The following is an 18,375-nucleotide window of genomic DNA, read 5'->3' on the forward strand; positions in this document are numbered from 1 at the left end:
GGTGATAAATTGTGCAGGGCTTATATAAATATTTAGAGGGCAGTAGTTCTACTCTAGATGCAGAGGTTTATACAAAGGCTTCGATGATAGCGATGTCTCATTCTGTAGAAAAAGTGGTAAAAGAATATGACTTATATGCTGATATTTATGTTCTATTTCAAGAATATAAATTCTTTTTATACGAAAGAGAACGTTACTTAGAGCTGGATAATCTCTGCCGCCAGATTTTTGTATTTGCAAAAGACATTCCAGATAATGCTGCACAGGACTTTGAAAACACAACTTTTATTAATCTCAGCGATGATTCACCACTGCTCAAAGAATGGTCAGTGATTGTAGTTCATCCAGATTATTCGGCAGTGCTGGCCACAAAAGAAAAACCTGAACTGCAGAAAATTAATAAAGATGATTACCGTATTTTTAAAGGCTTTTTAAGTTTAGAGGCAGAAGTTGCCGAAGATTTGGCTAAATATTATCATAACTTACTGGAGCAGCAGAGGGTTTCTTATCAGAAGGAAGACTGGCAGCCGGAAGAATTAAATAATAAAAAGCCTGAGCTGAAGAAATTAATTTCCCTATTTATTAATGATTCTCTTTTTGAACTTGAAGATAAACTGAGGAGTCTGGAAGAAAAGGAAATGCGTTTAGATGCAATGGTAGCCGATAATAAGGAACTCAGTCGGGAGATTATGCAGAAACTCTGTGAGGCGGGAGAATTTAGAGACGAGGACAGTCTTTTCCATATTTTAAGAATTGGTTTTACTTCAGCTTTGATTTTTAGAGAATTAGGAGCATTTGAGAAGGAAATCGAAAATATTTTTTTTGCTTCTCTGCTGCATGATCTTGGTAAAATTGGAATTCCGGATTCAATACTGCAGAAGCCCGGCAAACTGACTGCTGAGGAATATGAGGTAATGCAGAACCATCCGGAGATCGGAGCCAAAATACTGGCCGGTTCTCATTCAGAAGTATTAAACATGGCCTACAATATTGCCTATTCTCATCATGAAAAATGGGACGGCAGCGGCTACCCCCAGGGACTCAAGGGAAAAGAAATTCCAGTCGAAGCCAGAATCGTTGGCCTGGCAGATGTTTTTGATGCTCTTTCTTCCAAAAGAGTTTATAAAGATGCTTTTTCTCGCGAAAAATGTGTAGAGATTGTAAGCAGTCAAAGAAATCAGCATTTTCAGGGGGAGATTCTGGATATTTTACTGGAGCATTTAGATGAAGTTTATGCTTTTCGCAGAGATCTAAAAGAATTTTCGGAAGCAAAAACAACCAGAGAAGTTTCTGATTACTTTTTCTCAGTTGATTTCAGTATTTTTGAATTTTTAAAGATGAGAGAAATGATTAGTTCTTAATTAAATTTTAAAATCTCTTGCAATCAGCAAACAAATACTATATAATACAAAAAAATAAACAAAACTAAACCTGTGAACAGAAGAGTAGGAAATTGAGTGGAATCAGCGAATCGAGGATAGTGAGAGCTCGAGCAAAACTTAATTCTGAACCGCATCTGTGAGGTTTTTTTCTGAACTCAGTAGGAAAAAACGTAGAACTGCGTTAAATTAGCTGAAAGTGGATAAATTATTTTATCAAGCAGAGTGGTACCACGGATCTTAACCTGTCTCTATTATATGGAGGCGGGTTTTTGTAGTTTTTTAGCAGTTTTTTTGCTGAAAATATATTTAAATAAAGATTGTTAGTGCTGATTTGATGAGGATTGAAAAGAGAGCAGAAAATCTAAGGAGGAATTTTAAAATGGCAGAAAAAGAAATTAAGAAAATTTTGTTGGCGTATTCAGGTGGACTTGATACTTCAGTGGCGATTAAGTGGCTGCAGGATAAATATGATGCGGAAATCATTACTTATACCGCTCATTTAGGACAGCCTCAGGATTGGGATGCAGTGGAAGAAAAGGCAATGGCAACAGGTGCTGCAAAAGCTTATATTGATGACATTAGAGAAGAATTTATTACCGATTATGTATATCCTGCTTTAAAAGTTAATGCAATGTATCAGGAAAAGTATCCCCTGGCAACAGCACTGGCCCGTCCTTTAATTGCTAAAAGAATGGTCGAGGTTGCAAAAAAAGAAGGTGTAGATGCTTTAGCTCACGGCTGTACAGGTAAGGGAAATGACCAGGTTCGTTTTGAAGTTTCTTTTAAAGCTCTGGCTCCGGAGATGGAAATCATTGCACCTTTAAGAGACTGGGAGTTTGTTTCTAGAGATGCAGAAATTGAGTATGCTGAAGCAAATGGAATTCCGGTTAAAGCAACTAAAGACAGTCCTTACAGTATTGATCAGAATCTGTGGGGAATCAGTATTGAATGTGGTGTTTTAGAAGATCCCTGGAATGAGCCACCTGCAGATGCCTATCAGTGGACCAGAGATGTAGATGATACTCCAGATGAAGCTAAATATATTACAATTGACTTTGAAAAAGGGGTTCCAGCAGCTCTTGACGGCGAAAAAATGGAGCCGATTGCTCTGGTTGAAAAATTAAATGAGCTGGGTTCTGAATATGGAGTCGGCAGAATTGATATGGTAGAAGACAGACTGGTTGGAATTAAATCGAGAGAGATTTATGAAGCACCAGCCGGTGAAATTTTAATTACCGCTCATAAAGCACTGGAAGATTTGACTCTAGATCGGGATACTAAAAATTACAAAGCTGAAATGGCTGCTAAATATGCCGAGTTGACCTATAATGGTCTCTGGTTCTCTCCTTTAAGAGATGCGCTGGATGCCTTTGTTGACAAATCTCAGGAGACTGTTACTGGTACAGTTAAAGTAAAATTATATAAAGCTAAATGTACTCTTGCCGGTAGAAAATCTGAGTATTCATTATATGAACACGGACTGGCAACCTATGATGAAAGTGATAATTTTGATCATAAATCAGCTCCAGGATTCATTAATCTCTGGGCTCTACCTCTGCAGGTAGCAAATCAGAAAAAGAGAGAAGATCAATAGATGAGCAAAAGCAAATTATGGGGAGGTAGATTTGAGGCCGGCACTTCGGAGCTGATGGACCGGTTTAATGCCTCTCTTCCCTTTGATATTAACTTAATGGAATATGATATAGAAGGCAGTCTGGCCCATGTTAAAATGCTGGGCAGACAGGATATTTTAACCGCAGCTGAAGTAGAAGAAATTACTGCAGGTTTAAAAGCTGTTAAAAAAGATCTGCAGGCTGAATTAGAGGCAGGAGATTTTGATTTTAATGAAGCTGAAGATATTCACAGCCTGGTGGAAGCCAGGTTGACTGCTAAAATTGGTGAACTGGGAGGTAAGCTGCATACCGGCCGCAGTCGTAATGACCAGGTTGCTGTTGATCTGCGTTTATATCTTAAGGATCAAACCGAACTGATAAGAGAAATGATCCTTAAATTTATGCAGGTGCTGCTTGATCTGGCAGAAGAACATACGGAAACTGTAATGCCCGGTTATACTCATCTGCAGCGGGCCCAGGCCTTAACCTTTGGTCATCACCTGCTGGCCTATTACTTTAAGTTAAAACGGGATTATGAGCGTTTTGGAGATGCCTTAAAACGGATCAATGTTTCACCTCTGGGTTCGGGTGCCCTGGCAGGCAGCTCTTTTAACTTAGATCGTGATTTTACAGCCCAGGAACTTGGTTTTGAGAGAGCCTGCGAAAATTCGATGGATGGAGTCAGTGATCGGGATTTTGTTTTAGAATTTCTTTCGGTTGCTTCAAATTTGATGCTGCATTTAAGCCGCTTAAGTGAAGAAGTGATTTTATGGAATTCTAAAGAATTTTCATTTATCGAGCTTGCTGATCAGTACACAACCGGCAGTTCGATAATGCCGCAGAAGAAAAATCCTGATCTGGCTGAACTGGTGCGGGGTAAAACCGGTAGAGTAATCGGCAGTTTAAATCAATTAATGCTGACCATTAAGGGACTGCCTCTGGCTTATAATAAAGATCTGCAGGAGGATAAAGAAGGCCTGTTTGACAGTGTAAATACAGTTAAGATTATTTTAGAATTATATCCTGAGATGCTGAAAACTATGACTGTTAAAAAAGAGACAATGGAAAAAGCCGCTGCTACAGGATTTTTAAATGCGACTGAACTGGCAGATTTTCTGGCAGATAAGGGAATCCCCTTCCGTCAGGCCCATCAGATTGTGGGCGAGGCCGTATTATTTGCTTCTAAAAAAGAAAAAGAGCTTGACCAGCTGCAGCAAAAAGAATGGGAAAAAATTCTCGGACAGTATCTAAAAGTTGATGCCGGAGAATTAAAAGAGAAACTTTCTGTTAATGCTGCAGTTAACTCTCATGCAACTAAAGGTGGACCTGCATTTGAGGAAAGCAGAAGAGTTATTATAAAAGAAAAAGAATTTTTAGCTCAAAAAGAATAAGCTTTAACAACTAACCCCTGATTTAGTTTTGAAAATAATTCTAAATTAGGGGTTTTATTTTTATTAAAAAAGTAATACAATAATTATATAACTAAGCTGCTTAAGATTGGAGGTTTTAAAATGAAAAGAATTAATTTATCATCAAATAAATTTTTGATAGTAGTTTTGACAGTATTTTTAGTCACTACAGCTGCTTTTACAGCTTCAGCTTTTTCTGAATATGAGGAGGATGTTGCTGCAAGATTATATGAGGATTTAGATCAAAAATACAGGATTACAGAATTTAAAGCCGGCAGTCTGGAATATAAAACTTTACAGAGACTGGAAGCAAATATAATTAAATCTGGTTTTAAAGATGAAGAATTTAAGTTGCATCATATTCACGATCAGCTAATCAATGCTTATTACATCGGTAATGGTAATATTATGCTTTTTGAAGGTCTGCTGGAGAAATTAAAGACAGAAGATCAGCTGGCAGGTTTAGTTGCCCATGAGATGGGCCATGCTGTTAATAAACATTTAACTGAAGACCTAAAAAGAAATTTGGAACTTTCAATTTTGAATCTGTTATTTAATCAATTTACAGATAATGAATATCAGACAATGACAAATGTAGCTCAGAATTTAATTGCCAATGGTTATTCCAGAGAACAGGAACAGGAATCTGATATTTATGCAGTTGATTTAATGATGCGCAGTGGTTATGATCCTCAGGGTTTGATAGAGTTAATGAAAATTTTTAAAGAAAACACCAACAGTTTTAAGCTTTTAGAGTTTACTCAGACTCACCCCATACCTGAGAGCAGAATTGAATATTTAGAAGCTTATATTGCTCAGAAAAAGGCAAAAACCGGTTCGGAAAATAGCAATTCTGCAGGGCAAAATAACACTCAGAAGCAGCCGATAATGGTTAAGAGGCAGAAGTTTGAGAATGATCTGCTTGTATTTACCTATCCGGAAGGCTGGGAATTTAGTCAGGAAAAGGCTGTAAAAGAAGAAATTAAATTTAGATATCAACTTGAGGCGGAAAAAGTTAAGGGCGAAATATTTTTGCAGGATTTAAGCGGCAAAACTTTTATGGAGACCAGCAGAAAATATTTCAATTATGCTGCAATTACGGCTGCAGAAAATGGATTTGAAGTAGAAAGAAGAAATCTAAGCACTGAGCAGCTTGATATTTATCAGCTGCAGCTGCAGCGGAAAGAAGAATTAAGCCTGAAGTACTTTATTAATCAAAAAAATGAACAGCAGATGCTAAAATTAAGTTTTGAGATTACAGGCAGCAGTAAGCTTCAGCAGCGTAAATTAATAGAACAGTTGATTAACAGTATCAAATTCAAATAATAAAAAATACAAAAATAATATGGAGTGAGTATTTTGAAAAACCAAACACGAAAGTTAGTCTGGGCAAGTTTTTTACTGGTTTTAGGAATTATTTTACCAAGATTGGTTAATCTGACAGGCAGTATGACACTGGGGAATTTAATTTCTCCAATGCATATTCCGGTGTTTTTGACAGGGTTGATTTTAGGACCTTTTTATGGAACTCTTGTCGGTTTTATCACACCTTTATTTAGTACCCTGCTTTTTGCGATGCCTCCAATGATGCCCCCAATTGCGGTTTTGATGGCTTTTGAACTGGCAGCATTTGGATTGATTTCGGGTTATCTATATTCAAACAAGTTTAAAAATATATATTTTAGTTTAATTGCAGCAATGATTCTGGGACGTTTAGTTTATGGACTGGCCTTAATTGCTGTGGGTCCACTTTTTAATTTTAATCCTCCCTTTATTCCTTTTATGCAGGGAGCCTTTTTGACTGGGATTCCCGGCATGGTAATCCAGCTGGTTATTATTCCACCGATTGTCGAAAAAATCAAGCCGATCAAAGAATTTACAGAGTTTAATAGAAAGGTTAAATAGCTTCTATTAGCGGTGTAAAAAAATTGGTATAATCTAGATAAAAATTATTTACACTAAACTCAAATAAAGTTGATAGTTATTGGAGGGGGAAAATTTATGGAATATGATATATTTTCTGTAGGAGATAATATAGCTGATTATTATCCTGAAGACAAAAAAGTTTATGCCGGTGGAGGCGCCTATAATACAGCTGTGATAGCAAAAAGGCTGGGAGCTAAGGCTGCTTATTATGGGGTTTTTGGTACAGATGAAAATGCTAAATTTTTATATGATACTTTAAAAAAGGAAAAGGTTGCCTATCCAGCTAATGATATTCGCAAAGGGCGGAATGCTGTTTCTATTATAAAAAAAGAAGGTTCAGAAGCTCAGGTTGAGGCAGTTGATAAGGGTGTTTATAAAAATTTATCGATTAACAAAAATGTACTTGCGATAATTAAAAATTCAAAAATAGTGCACAGCAATATTTATGCTTATTTTGAGGACTATCTGCCAAAACTTCATTATAAAACCAGACTATCTTTCGATTTTTCTTATTTCAGAAATAAAAGTTATATTGAGGATATTATTCCTAAAGTGGATATTGCCTTTTTCTCTGAAAGTAAAAAAGCAGAAAATCCGGAAGAATTTTTAGAATGGATTTCAAAACAGGGAGTTGAAGCTGCTGTTTTAAGTCTGGGAGCAGAGGGAGTCTTAATGAAAATTGGAGATCAATTAATTAAAGAAGAGGCTTTACCAGTAGATGCTGTCGATACTTTAGGTGCGGGAGATGCACTGATAGCCGGGTTTTTAACTTATTTAACTAAAGAAGAAAAAAATTATCAAAAAGCTCTGGCCGAAGGGTTGAAAACTGCAGCTAAATACTGTAAAGTAAGGGGTGCACTGGGTGTTTTTGAGCCCAGAGAAGAGGAAGTAAAAATTTATAATAATGTCCACGGGTAAAATTTAGCTATTTATTGGAGGAAGGATTTTATACTATGCGTTTAGTTTTAACAGAGAATTTAAAAGAGGATATGGAACTGGCTAAGCCAATTTATGAAAATGGGAATATCCTTTTAAATAAAGGTGTAAAAAACCTATATAAATATAAAAAGAAACTTCTGGAAATGGGAATTAAACATCTTTATATTGAGGATAAGTATTCATATAATATTGAAATTAATGAAGCAATTAAAGACAGCACCAGACGTAATGGCAAAAAAATTGTGACCAATACCTTTGACAGAATTAAGAATGGATTTTTAGATTTAAACACTCAGGATTTAAAAGGTGTGGTTGAAGACATCACGGATGAACTGGTTTTAAATGAGGATGTATTATTAAATCTGGTCAGTTTAAAGAGCACCAGCAATTATACTTATGAGCATTCAGTAAATGTCAGTGTTGTCTGTATTGCTCTGGGTAAGATGCTGGGCTACAGCAAAAATGAACTTTTTAAACTGGGAATGGGGGGAATGCTGCATGATGTTGGAAAAACTTTAATTCCTGAGGAAATCTTAAATAAGCCCGGCAGCCTGACCGATTATGAATATCAGGTAATGAAAAATCATCCGGAACTGGGTTTTAATTATCTGCAGCAGATTGAGTCGATCAGTCCTCTCTCGCGAATTGTTGTTTATTCTCACCATGAGCGGGTAGATGGATCCGGTTATCCCCGGGGGTTAAAAGAAGACAAAATCCACGAATTTGCCAGAGTAGCTGCAATTGCAGATGTTTTTGATGCCCTGACCAGTGATCGTGTTTATCGAGACAGATGGCCTACTTATAAGGCTGCAGAATACATCATGAATCATACAGAAGAACTGTTTGATTATCAGCTGGTTAAAAAGTTTTTACCCCAGGTATCTTTTTATCCCAATGGTTCCGAAGTTATTTTAAGCAGTGGACATCGGGCAGTGGTCAAAGATCAGAATGTGGGTTTTCCTACCCGGCCTGTGCTTAGATTAATTGAAGATGATGAAGGTAATGAGCTTGATAAGGAATTAGATCTTTTAAAACATATGAATATTGTAATTACCAAGGTGATTGTTTAATTTTTACATAACCAATTTAGAAAGTTAAACATAATCTTCTTTTAGCTCCTTTGTATTTTAAACTATCTTTCTAAGTAAATTAGGAAGGTAGTTTTCTTGATTTGATAAGCTTTATAACTTTTTTCTTTGATTTTTTTAAAGGGATATGAGCCTGAATATAGAATATAATTAGCAGGTAGGAAGATTAAATTGAAGAGATTTTTTAAATATTTTTCTAATAAATGTTTATGGGAGGAATACTATTATGACTGAGGAGATAACCTTTGCTCTGGATATTGGCACCAGAACAATTGTTGGAATTTTAATCAAGGAAAAGGGAAATGGATATCAAATTATTCATTCAGCTGTACGTGAACATCAGACCAGAGCAATGCTAGATGGTCAAATACATAATGTTGCTCGAGTAGCAGAAGCTGTTGCAGAAGTAAAAAGAGAGCTGGAAGAAAAATCTGGCTTAACTCTAAAAAATGTTGCAATTGCAGCTGCCGGTAGAGCTTTAAAAACTGTAACTCAGAGTCATAACATTGAGCTGGAAAGAAGCAGATATATTGAAGAAGATGATTTAAAAACACTGGAATTAAAAACTATTCAAAAGGCTCAGGGACAGCTGAATAATAATCAGCAGGGAAGTTCAGTTGATTATCAGGGGCTTGAGTCCAAGAAAAAGCAAAAAAATACTGTAGACTATCATTTTGTAGGATATACAGTTCGTAAATATAAGCTGGATGGAATGGAACTCGGTCATCTTTTAGGTCAGCGGGGAAAAAACATGGAAGTTGAGCTGGTGGCTACTTTCTTACCAAGAATTGTAATTGATTCTCTGCTCTCGGTGATTAATAGAGTGGGGCTGGAAGTAGAACATTTAACTTTAGAGCCGATTGCTGCCTCCCATGTGGTTATACCCGAAGCTATGAGTAATTTTAACCTGGCCTTAGTTGATATTGGTGCTGGAACCTCTGATATTGCAATTACCAAAAGTGGATCGATATCCGGTTATGCAATGGTGCCAATTGCAGGTGATGAAATAACTGAAGTTATCTCCGAAAAGTTTTTAATTGACTATAATAATGCAGAGCGGGTAAAATGTAATCTCTCTGAAGATAATGTACTTGAGGTCAAAACTATTTTAGGAGAAAACATTGAAATCAATAAGGATGAGGTGCTGGCTGCAATCGAAGACCAGCTTGAGTTATTAAGCAGTTCTATTGCAGAAAGTATTTTAGAAATCAATTCTAATCCACCTCAGGCTGTTATATTTATTGGAGGCGGAAGTTTAACTCCTGGTTTGAAAGAAAAATTTGCAGAGAAGATTGATATAATTGAAAGCAGAATAGGGATTCGCAAACGTGAAGATTTAGAGAATATTGAAGGTGAGGTTGAGGGAGTTAATACAACTCAAACTCTGACTCCTCTGGGAATTGCAGTTACAACCAGAGAAACCCAGAGTAAGGCAGTTTTTATTGAAGTTGGTGTAAATGGAGACCGGATAAATTTACTGACCCTCTCCCAGCCGACAGTTGCTGATTCGCTGCTGGCTGCAGATATCGAAATGGAACAGCTGACTCCACGTCCGGGAATGGGAATTACCGCCACGGTCAATGGTGAACTTAAAACCGTAAAAGGTGAGATGGGCAGTGCTGCTAAAATTTTACTCAATCAAGAAGCAGCAAAACTTAAAGCAAGAGTTAATAATGGTGATAACATTACTTTTAAAGCAGGAAGACCGGGGCGTAATGCAGAAGCTCAAATAAAGGATATTATTCCGGAAGAGGATTTATGTTCTTATCAGATATATTTAAATGGCAGTGAAAATAGAGTTGGAACCAGAGTTTTTCAGAACGGGAAACTGGTAAACCTGGAGGCAGATTTAGTTGATGGGGCCGAGATTAAATATACTGTACCCAGAACTCTTAGAGATGCTCTGGCTCAAATTATGGAAGTTCCGGCAGCTAGCTTTAAAAATGAAAGTATTAAATATACTTTTAATGGCCGGGAAGAAGAAACTGTCAGCTCAAATTATTTAATTACAGCTGAAGGGCAGAAAATTGATTTAAATCAGCCTTTAGAAGAGGGTCTGGAACTGCAGATTGAGGAACAGCAGGAAAACAGTTTAACTATTAGAGATTTGCTGCAGAAAAAAGGTAATCAGGAGATCGACTTTTATTTTAACGGCAGTGAATTAACTGTTCCCGATCAGATCTGGGAAGTAGAGGTTAATGAAGAAAAAGTTGATCTGGATTACACAATTCAGGCTGGAGATCAAATCAAAGCTTTTTCGCGAACTTTAACTGCAGCAGGTGTATTTGATTACATTAACTATGGAATTTCCGATAATCTGCAGCAGAAAATGCAGCTGATCCTGAATGGAGAACCTGTTAATCTCTCAGCAAAGATTAATCAAGGTGATAAATTAAAAGTCAGGTTAAATGCTTAATCTGCTTTTAATTAAGCTTAATTAGAGGTATGATAAAGCCTTAAATTAATTTGGACTAATTTTACCAAATTTTAATAATTAAACGCTAAAATTTAGCTAAATATATAGGAGGAATAAAATGTTTTATCCACTAAAATTTGACCATAAATATGTAGAAAAAATCTGGGGAGGCCGCAAATTCGAAAATTTCCGCGAGGACCTGCCTGATGGCCCGATTGGGGAAAGCTGGGATATTTCAGCTCAGGAATCAGGAATGAGTGTGGCTCAAAACGGAAAACTGGCCGGTAAAAGTCTGAAAGAGTTGACAGAGATGTATCCCCAGCAGATTCTGGGTAAGGATATTGAGGCAGATGAATTTCCTCTGCTTTTAAAAATAATTGATGCGCAATCGCAGCTTTCGATTCAGGTTCATCCTGATGATCAATATGCAGCAAAAAACCCAGGTGAAGCTGGTAAAACAGAAGCCTGGTATGTAATTGATGCAGATGAAGATTCGCATTTAATTATTGGAACTGAAGACTGTTCAGAAAGTGAATTTAAAAAAGCGGTTAAGAATGATCAAATTAATCAGTATGTCAAAAAAGTGAGGGTCGAAAGAGGAGATGTCTTTTTTATCAAAGCTGGTCTGCTCCATGCAATTGGAGCCGGAATTATGCTGGCTGAAGTACAGCAGAGCAGTGATACAACCTACAGAGTTTATGATTACGGACGGGGTAGAGAACTGCATTTATCAAAAGCCCTGGATGTTATTGATTTTAAGCTGCAGTCAAAAAAAAGAAAGGGACTTAGAGTCTGTGGAGATGAATATGATTACAGCTATTTCTGTTTGAATGATAAATTTGCTCTTGATATTATTAATATCAAGGAAAGTTATCGGTCTCAGGGAGATCAGCAGAGATTTAATATTTTAACCGCTGTAGAAGGGGCAGGGAAATTAAGGTGGGATGATCAGGAAGTTGAATTAAAGGAAACAGAAAGTGTATTAATTCCTGCCTATTCGGAAGAGTTTGAAATCAAAGGTGAATTAAAATTAATGAAAAGTTATGTTCCTGATATCGAAGAAAATCGACAGCAGATATTATCTGTTATTGAGTAAATGCTTATTTAATAAAATCTGGGAGAATTAAAGCGGAAAGGATTTATTATGGATCAGGAAAAATTACAGCTTTATATTACTCGATTTTTTCTAATTCTGCTGCTGGCAGCTGTTGTTGGTAATCTTTTAGCAGAAAACTGGCTCAACCTTTTTACTTCCGTGCTGGCAATTATTTTAATTTATTTACCTGCCTATTTAACTGATAAGAATTATCTGCACATTCCAAATGGGCTGCAGTTGATAATTATTATCTTTATTTTTGCCTCAATGTATCTTGGTGAGCAGCAGGAATTTTACTACCTCTTCTGGTGGTGGGACAGCATGCTCCATTTAATTTACGGAATGGGTATGGGATTTATTGGTTTTGTAATGATTTATGTTTTAAATAAAAATGAGAATATTGATGTAGTTTTAAGTCCGCTTTTTGTAGCGGTATTTGCTTTTTCATTTGCAGTCACCATTGGAGTTTTCTGGGAGATTTTTGAGTTCTGGATGGATACTATATTTGGACTTAATATGCAGAAATCGGGTCTGGTAGATACAATGTTTGATCTAATGGAAGACTGTGTTGGTGCGTTTATTACTTCAACTATCGGTTATTTTTATATCAAAACCAAAAGACCTTCCCGTTTTCAGAGATATATAAGGGAGCTTTTAGAGAAAAACAGAAAAATTCTAAAGAAATAAAATTATTATCTTAAAAAAAGGAAGGACTGAATAATGGCTTCTAAAAAACCAAATCAATTGATAAAATCTTTAGATAGAGCACTTGACATCTTAGAATTAATAGTGGATCGAGAAAATGGGATGGGAGTTACCGAAATAAGCAGAGAGCTTGAGATCCATAAAAGCACTGTTTATCGCCTGCTGGACACCCTGAAATTCAGAGGCTTTTTAGAAAAAAATGAGGATAATCATAAATATATTGCAGGAATTAAGCTCTTTGAATTAAGCTCAAAGGTCTTAAATGAAATTGACAGCAGAGTTAGAGTCCGCCCTTATTTAGAAGAATTAATGCAGAAAACAGAAGAAACAATCCATCTTGGTATTCTGGATGCAGGAGAGGTTATTTATTTAGATAAGGTAGAAAGCAATGCTACTATTCGCATGTACTCTCAGGTTGGCAAAAGAGTTCCCGCTCATTCAACCAGTCTGGGAAAGGCAATTATGGCTCATCTGCCGGAAGAGCGGGTCAAAGAAATTCTGAAAGAAAAGGGTATGGAAAAAAATACTGAAAATACAATAACTGAAGTAGATAAGTTTTTAGATCACTTAGAAAAAGTAAGAAAGCAGGGTTATGCAGTAGATGATGAGGAACAGGAAGAAGATATTCGCTGTATTGCCGGTCCAATTTTTAATCATCAGGGGAAGGTAGTAGCTGCTTTCAGTATTTCTGCACCAATGACCAGAATGACTGAGTCCAGAATGAACGAGCTGGCTGAACTGGTAGTAGAATATTCTCAAAAAATGTCCAGATCCCTGGGCCACAGCAGTTAAAATTTTTTGCATTTTTTATTAATTTACTATAAAATGTTTATAAATTGAAAATAAATTCTGATAAGTTTTGGAGGCATTGAAATATGAGTAAAATGAAAATTGGGATCCCCAGAGCTCTGCTGTATTACTACTACTTTCCGTTCTGGATCAAGCTTTTTGACGAACTGAATTTAGAGCCTGTTATTTCTGATAATACTTCCAGAGAACTTCTGGATAAGGGAGTAAAAAATTCATTATCAGAAATCTGTGTTCCCATTAAAGTCATGATTGGCCATGTTTTAAACCTTGATCAAAAAGATGTTGATTATATTTTTCTGCCGCGATTTCACTCAATTCGAAAAGGAGTAGTTTTCTGCCCGAAAATTATTGGTTTACCGGATATGGTCAGACATTCTTTACCCCGGCTGCAGGCAGAAATAATTTCTGATCAGATTGATTCAAAAAGTGATAATATTGCCCAACTTTCCAATCATCAGCAGCTGGCAGAAATTTTATCTATTCCGAAACACAAAATGAAAAAAGCTTTAAAAGAAGCGTCTAATTTCTGGCAGCGGTATAGAAATTTACTCTATCAGGGATATTTAATTAATGATTTTTCCAGAATTGAAGATTTGGAAGTGCTGGAGAAATTGATTTCTAAATTTGAAAATGAAAAAAAACTACCTCAGAGTCAGAGAAAAGATATAGAAACACCTGGTAATGAAAAAATCGTTGATATTGCTTTAATTGGTTATGGTTATAATCTTTCTGATCAGTATCTAAACATGGATATTCTGAACAAGCTAAAGGAGATGGGGGTTAGAGTCCACACATTTTCGATGGCAGCAGCGGAAATTATAGAAAAAGAGTTAGCTAAGCTGCGCAAACCCATGTTCTGGGAATTTACAAATAAACTTTATGGAGCAGCAGAACATTATTTGAAAAATGAGCAGGTAGATGGAGTTATTTATCTGACTGCTTTTGGCTGTGGTCCTGATTCAATTCTGGGCCAGATTTTAGAGGTTGATGCCAAAGAATATGATAAAGCCTTTATGACTTTAAGAATTGATGAACAGACAGGAGAAAGCCATATCATAACCCGAATTGAAGCCTTTATTGATCTGCTGCGACTAAAAAAGGAGAATAACTAAGATGAGATTATCTTTTCCTTATATGGGACCAACAATAGTATATAAAAAACTTTTAGAACTTTTGGGTCATGATGTTGTAATGCCGCCGAAGCCCAATAAAGAAATCATTGATCTGGGGGTGAAATACAGCCCTGAATTTGCCTGTTTTCCTTTTAAAGTGATTACTGGTATCTATTTAAAGTTGATGGAAAAATGGGTAGATACCCTGGTCACCAGTGGTGGTCATGGACCCTGTCGGGCCGGATATTTTGGTGAAGTTCATAAAAAGATTCTTCAGGATTTAGGTTATGATGTGGAAATTATCGTTATCGATTCTCCTCATGATGATTATAAATACTTTTATGAGGTTATTAAACGATTAAAAGGGGACAGCTCCTGGCTGCAGGTTGGTCGAGTGATCAAAACTGTTTATCAATTGACAAAAGTTCTGGATGAGATTGAAAAAAAAGTAGAAATTTTAAGAGCCTATAATGACAAAGGAACAATCAATAGAATCTGGATGGATGCTCAGGAAGAGTTTTATCAGATTAAAAATACTGCAGATATAAAGAGAATTAAAAATAAATATCTAAATAAACTGGCCAAATTTGACAAGTCTATTCCAGCCGAAGCTGAACGCTATAGAATTGGCATTATCGGTGAAATTTATGTTGTGTTGGAACAGTCAATTAACAACCAGATTGAAGAAAAAGTAAATCGTTTTGGTTTTGAAGTTGAACGTTCTCAGTATCTGACAGACTGGATTAGAGAAAATATCTTCCCTTTTACCGGCAAAGATTTAGAGGAAATCGAAAAAAAAGGAGAAGAATTTATAGAAGCTGATATTGGGGGCCATGCCCGGAGCAATATGGGGCATGCCATTGATTTTAAAGAAAAAGGATTTGATGGGATAATTCATCTTAAACCTTTTGGCTGTCTGCCGGAGCTTGTATCTCAAAGTGTAGCAGATGATCTATCAGAAAAATATGAGATACCAGTTTTAAGTATTACTATCGATGAGCAGACTGCTGATGCAAATGTACTGACCAGAGTGGAAGCTTTTCTGGATATGATCAAAGAAAAAGACTACAGGGAGGTTATGTAGATGACAAATCTTTATCTGGGTGTAGATATCGGTTCAGTTAGTATAAATATTGTTGCTATCGATGAAGAAAATGAACTTGCTTTTAAACTTTATACCCGCAACTCAGGTAATCCAATAGAGCTGGTTAAAGAAGGTTTAACTAAATTTAAAGAAGAAATTGAACTGGAGGAGTATAAGATTAGAGGAGTTGGGGTTACAGGTAGCGGCCGCCAGTTAATTGCCTATGTGCTGGGTGCAGATACAGTTAAAAATGAGATTACCGCTCATGCCCGTGCTTCAACTTACTATCATCCCGAAGCTGGTACTATCTTTGAAATCGGGGGCCAGGACTCCAAACTAATAATTGTGGAAGATGGAATTGCAGTTGATTTTGCGATGAACACTGTCTGTGCAGCCGGTACAGGTTCTTTTCTGGACCACCAGGCAGAAAGACTGGGAGTTCCAATTGAAGAATTCGGAGAACTGGCCTTAGAAGCTGATCGAGATGTCAGGATAGCCGGCCGCTGTACGGTTTTTGCTGAATCTGACATGATTTCAAAGCAGCAGTATGGTTTTACTAAACCTGAAATTATCAATGGTCTCTCAGAAGCTCTGGTCAGAAATTATATGAACAACCTGGTCCGGAACCGAGTTTTAGAAGGAGAATATATTTTTCAGGGTGGTGTGGCAGCCAATATTGGGATTAAAGCAGCCTTTGAAGAGGAGATTGGAGCTGAAGTAATTGTACCTGAGCATCACGATGTAATGGGAGCAATTGGAATTGCCATGCTGGCCAAAAGAGATGTTAAAAGAAGTGGTCAGGAAAGCAGTTTTAGAGGTTTTGATTTAACAAGGCAGGAGTTTGAAACAACAAGTTTTGAATGTGAGGACTGTGCCAACAACTGTGAGGTAATCAAGGTCATAGCTGATGGTAAAATAATAGCTGTTACCGGTGACCGCTGTGGTAAGTGGTCGGCTTCTCTAATTGGAGATAGTGCTGCTGCTGAGAGCAGATCCAGAAATAAAGAAAATACTGCTGCCAGAACTGCAGAAGAAGAAAATAAAGATTTTAATAAAACGGCCGAAGAGCTGGAAGTTGATCTCTATAAAATAGATCCGGAAAAAGAAAAACAGGTAATGAAGGAATTAGAAGAGCTTGAGGAGCAGGAAGAAGAGCTGGAAGATTCCGATACAGATGATAAAGAAGATAATGTTTATGTTTAACTTTTAATTTTATATTTTATTGAGAGCAATTTGAATTTATAGTCTTAAAATATTTTATTTATTGGAGGTGTCAGATGGATTATCGTTTAGAAAAAGACAGTCTTGGAGAAGTTAAGGTCCCTGCTGATAAACTATATGGGCCCCAGACTGCAAGGGCTGTAGAAAATTTTCCAATCGGGGAAGAGAAAATGCCGATTGAAATAATTAGAGCTTATGGAATTGTCAAAAAAGCGGCTGTGCTGGCAAATCATGAACAGGGATTAATTAATAGAGCCAGAAGAGATTATATTTTGAGAGCAGCTGAAGAACTAACTGCAGGAGAGCTTGATCAGCATTTTCCTATTTCTCTCTGGCAGACTGGTTCTGGAACTCAGACAAATATGAATGTAAATGAAGTTCTGGTAAATAGGATTTCGCAGCTGGCGGGAGAAGAATTGGGGAGCAAAAAACCAGTCCATCCCAATGATGATGTTAATATGTCTCAGTCATCAAATGATACATTTCCAACTGCAATGGCTCTGGCGGCTGTAATTAAAGTAGAAGACTTTCTGCTGCCGATTTTTGCTGATTTAAAGAGTGAATTGGAAGCGAAAGCAGAAGAATATAAAGAACTTGTCAAGGTGGGAAGAACTCATCTGATGGATGCTACCCCAATTACTCTTGGGCAGGAATTTGCCGCCTTTGCAGCTCAGCTGGAAGATATAATTGAAATGCTTAAGGACAGCCTTAAGTACTTAAAAAAGCTGCCTCTGGGTGGAACTGCTGTGGGAACAGGTTTAAATACTAAAGCGGGTTTTGACGAGCTGGCAGTTAAATACATAAATCTAGAAACAGATAAAAATTTTAGGGCTGCAGCCAATAAATCTGCCGGAATTGCAGCTCATGATAGTTTTGTTAATTTAAGTGGGGTTTTGAAAACAGCAGCTTCGTTTTTAATGAAGCTGGCCAATGATACCCGCTGGCTTGCTTCCGGTCCCCGCTGTGGAATTGGAGAACTTAAAGTTCCTAAAAATGAACCTGGAAGTTCAATTATGCCGGGGAAGGTTAATCCAACTCAGGCTGAAGCCTTATTTCAGGCTGCAGCTCAGGTGATGGCAAATGATACTGCTGTCAATATTGGTGGGGGCAGCGGTAATTTTCAGCTTAATGTAACTAAACCACTGATTATTTATAATATACTGCAGTCAATTAGACTGCTGGGAGATGCTGCCAGTTCTTATAATCAGCGCTGTCTAAGTGGAATTGAGCCAAATGAGGAACAGATAGATAATTATCTGGAACAGTGTTTAATGCTGGTTACAGCCCTCAATCCAGTTATTGGTTATGATAAAGCTGCAGAGATTGCTCAAAAAGCATTTAAAGAAGAACTCAGTCTAAAAGAAGCGGCAGTAAGTCTTGGATATTTGAGTGCTGAGGAATTTGAAAAACACGTAGATCCTAAAAAAATGACAAAAGCAAATATAGAATAATTATTTCCATAAATCGACAGAAACGGTCAAAACCTGACAAGTACCGTCTACCTGTCGATTTTTGTTATTTTTTCTGGCAATTATTAGATTCTTCTAAAAACCACCGGCAAAACTAATGAATTA

The 18,375-nt window shown here is 36.8% G+C and carries 14 protein-coding genes, 1 pseudogene and 1 other annotated feature; all 15 genes and pseudogenes read left to right on the forward strand.

All coding sequences use genetic code 11. The annotated features are described in order from the left end of the window. The first annotated feature begins 11 nt into the window (after window positions 1–11). The 15 genes and pseudogenes from DFR79_RS02750 (at window position 12) to fumC (ending at window position 18,252) form a co-directional block, all read left to right on the forward strand. Window positions 12–1,361, forward strand: a complete 1,350-nt coding sequence (locus DFR79_RS02750) for an HD domain-containing phosphohydrolase (protein WP_133513977.1) — start codon at window positions 12–14, stop codon at window positions 1,359–1,361. A gap of 63 nt (window positions 1,362–1,424) precedes the next feature. Continuing rightward, window positions 1,425–1,635: a binding site (T-box leader), on the forward strand. 126 nt (window positions 1,636–1,761) lie between these two features. Beyond that, window positions 1,762–2,976 (forward strand): argininosuccinate synthase, encoded by a 1,215-nt coding sequence (locus DFR79_RS02755; protein ID WP_133513978.1) that lies wholly within the window; start codon window positions 1,762–1,764, stop codon window positions 2,974–2,976. Beyond that, window positions 2,977–4,386 carry an argininosuccinate lyase gene (argH, locus tag DFR79_RS02760; protein ID WP_133513979.1) on the forward strand — a complete coding sequence of 470 codons (1,410 nt, stop codon included), beginning with the start codon at window positions 2,977–2,979 and terminating at the stop codon, window positions 4,384–4,386. A 120-nt stretch (window positions 4,387–4,506) separates the two neighbouring features. Beyond that, on the forward strand, window positions 4,507–5,730 hold the full coding sequence (locus DFR79_RS02765) for a M48 family metallopeptidase (protein ID WP_133513980.1): 1,224 nt from the start codon (window positions 4,507–4,509) through the stop codon (window positions 5,728–5,730). A 33-nt stretch (window positions 5,731–5,763) separates the two neighbouring features. Next, entirely contained in the window at window positions 5,764–6,309 is a 546-nt protein-coding gene (locus DFR79_RS02770; RefSeq protein WP_166637953.1) for an ECF transporter S component, read from the forward strand. Between the two features lie 96 nt (window positions 6,310–6,405). Beyond that, a complete protein-coding gene (locus tag DFR79_RS02775) occupies window positions 6,406–7,248 on the forward strand; it encodes a PfkB family carbohydrate kinase (protein WP_133513982.1) in 843 nt (280 codons plus the stop codon). 35 nt (window positions 7,249–7,283) lie between these two features. Continuing rightward, window positions 7,284–8,339 (forward strand): HD-GYP domain-containing protein, encoded by a 1,056-nt coding sequence (locus tag DFR79_RS02780; protein WP_133513983.1) that lies wholly within the window; start codon window positions 7,284–7,286, stop codon window positions 8,337–8,339. A gap of 244 nt (window positions 8,340–8,583) precedes the next feature. Then, a complete protein-coding gene (locus tag DFR79_RS02785) occupies window positions 8,584–10,773 on the forward strand; it encodes a cell division FtsA domain-containing protein (RefSeq protein WP_133513984.1) in 2,190 nt (729 codons plus the stop codon). Between the two features lie 118 nt (window positions 10,774–10,891). After that, complete coding sequence (locus tag DFR79_RS02790) at window positions 10,892–11,869, forward strand: type I phosphomannose isomerase catalytic subunit (RefSeq protein WP_133513985.1); 978 nt, start codon at window positions 10,892–10,894, stop codon at window positions 11,867–11,869. A gap of 48 nt (window positions 11,870–11,917) precedes the next feature. Further along, entirely contained in the window at window positions 11,918–12,556 is a 639-nt protein-coding gene (locus DFR79_RS02795; protein WP_133513986.1) for a hypothetical protein, read from the forward strand. 33 nt (window positions 12,557–12,589) lie between these two features. Then, a complete protein-coding gene (locus DFR79_RS02800; protein ID WP_133513987.1) occupies window positions 12,590–13,366 on the forward strand; it encodes an IclR family transcriptional regulator in 777 nt (258 codons plus the stop codon). A gap of 83 nt (window positions 13,367–13,449) precedes the next feature. Further along, window positions 13,450–14,496, forward strand: a complete 1,047-nt coding sequence (locus DFR79_RS02805) for an acyl-CoA dehydratase activase-related protein (RefSeq protein ID WP_133513988.1) — start codon at window positions 13,450–13,452, stop codon at window positions 14,494–14,496. A 1-nt stretch (window position 14,497) separates the two neighbouring features. Beyond that, window positions 14,498–15,580, forward strand: coding sequence for an acyl-CoA dehydratase activase-related protein (locus tag DFR79_RS02810; RefSeq protein WP_133513989.1), 1,083 nt, complete (start codon window positions 14,498–14,500; stop codon window positions 15,578–15,580). Next, a pseudogene (locus DFR79_RS02815) lies at window positions 15,581–16,546 on the forward strand (acyl-CoA dehydratase activase); the annotation flags it as partial. Between the two features lie 311 nt (window positions 16,547–16,857). Beyond that, window positions 16,858–18,252, forward strand: coding sequence for a class II fumarate hydratase (gene fumC, locus DFR79_RS02820; RefSeq protein WP_133513991.1), 1,395 nt, complete (start codon window positions 16,858–16,860; stop codon window positions 18,250–18,252). The last annotated feature ends 123 nt before the right edge of the window (window positions 18,253–18,375 follow it).

The organism is Halanaerobium saccharolyticum (assembly GCF_004362045.1).
In the GTDB taxonomy this organism is placed as follows: domain Bacteria; phylum Bacillota; class Halanaerobiia; order Halanaerobiales; family Halanaerobiaceae; genus Halanaerobium; species Halanaerobium saccharolyticum_C.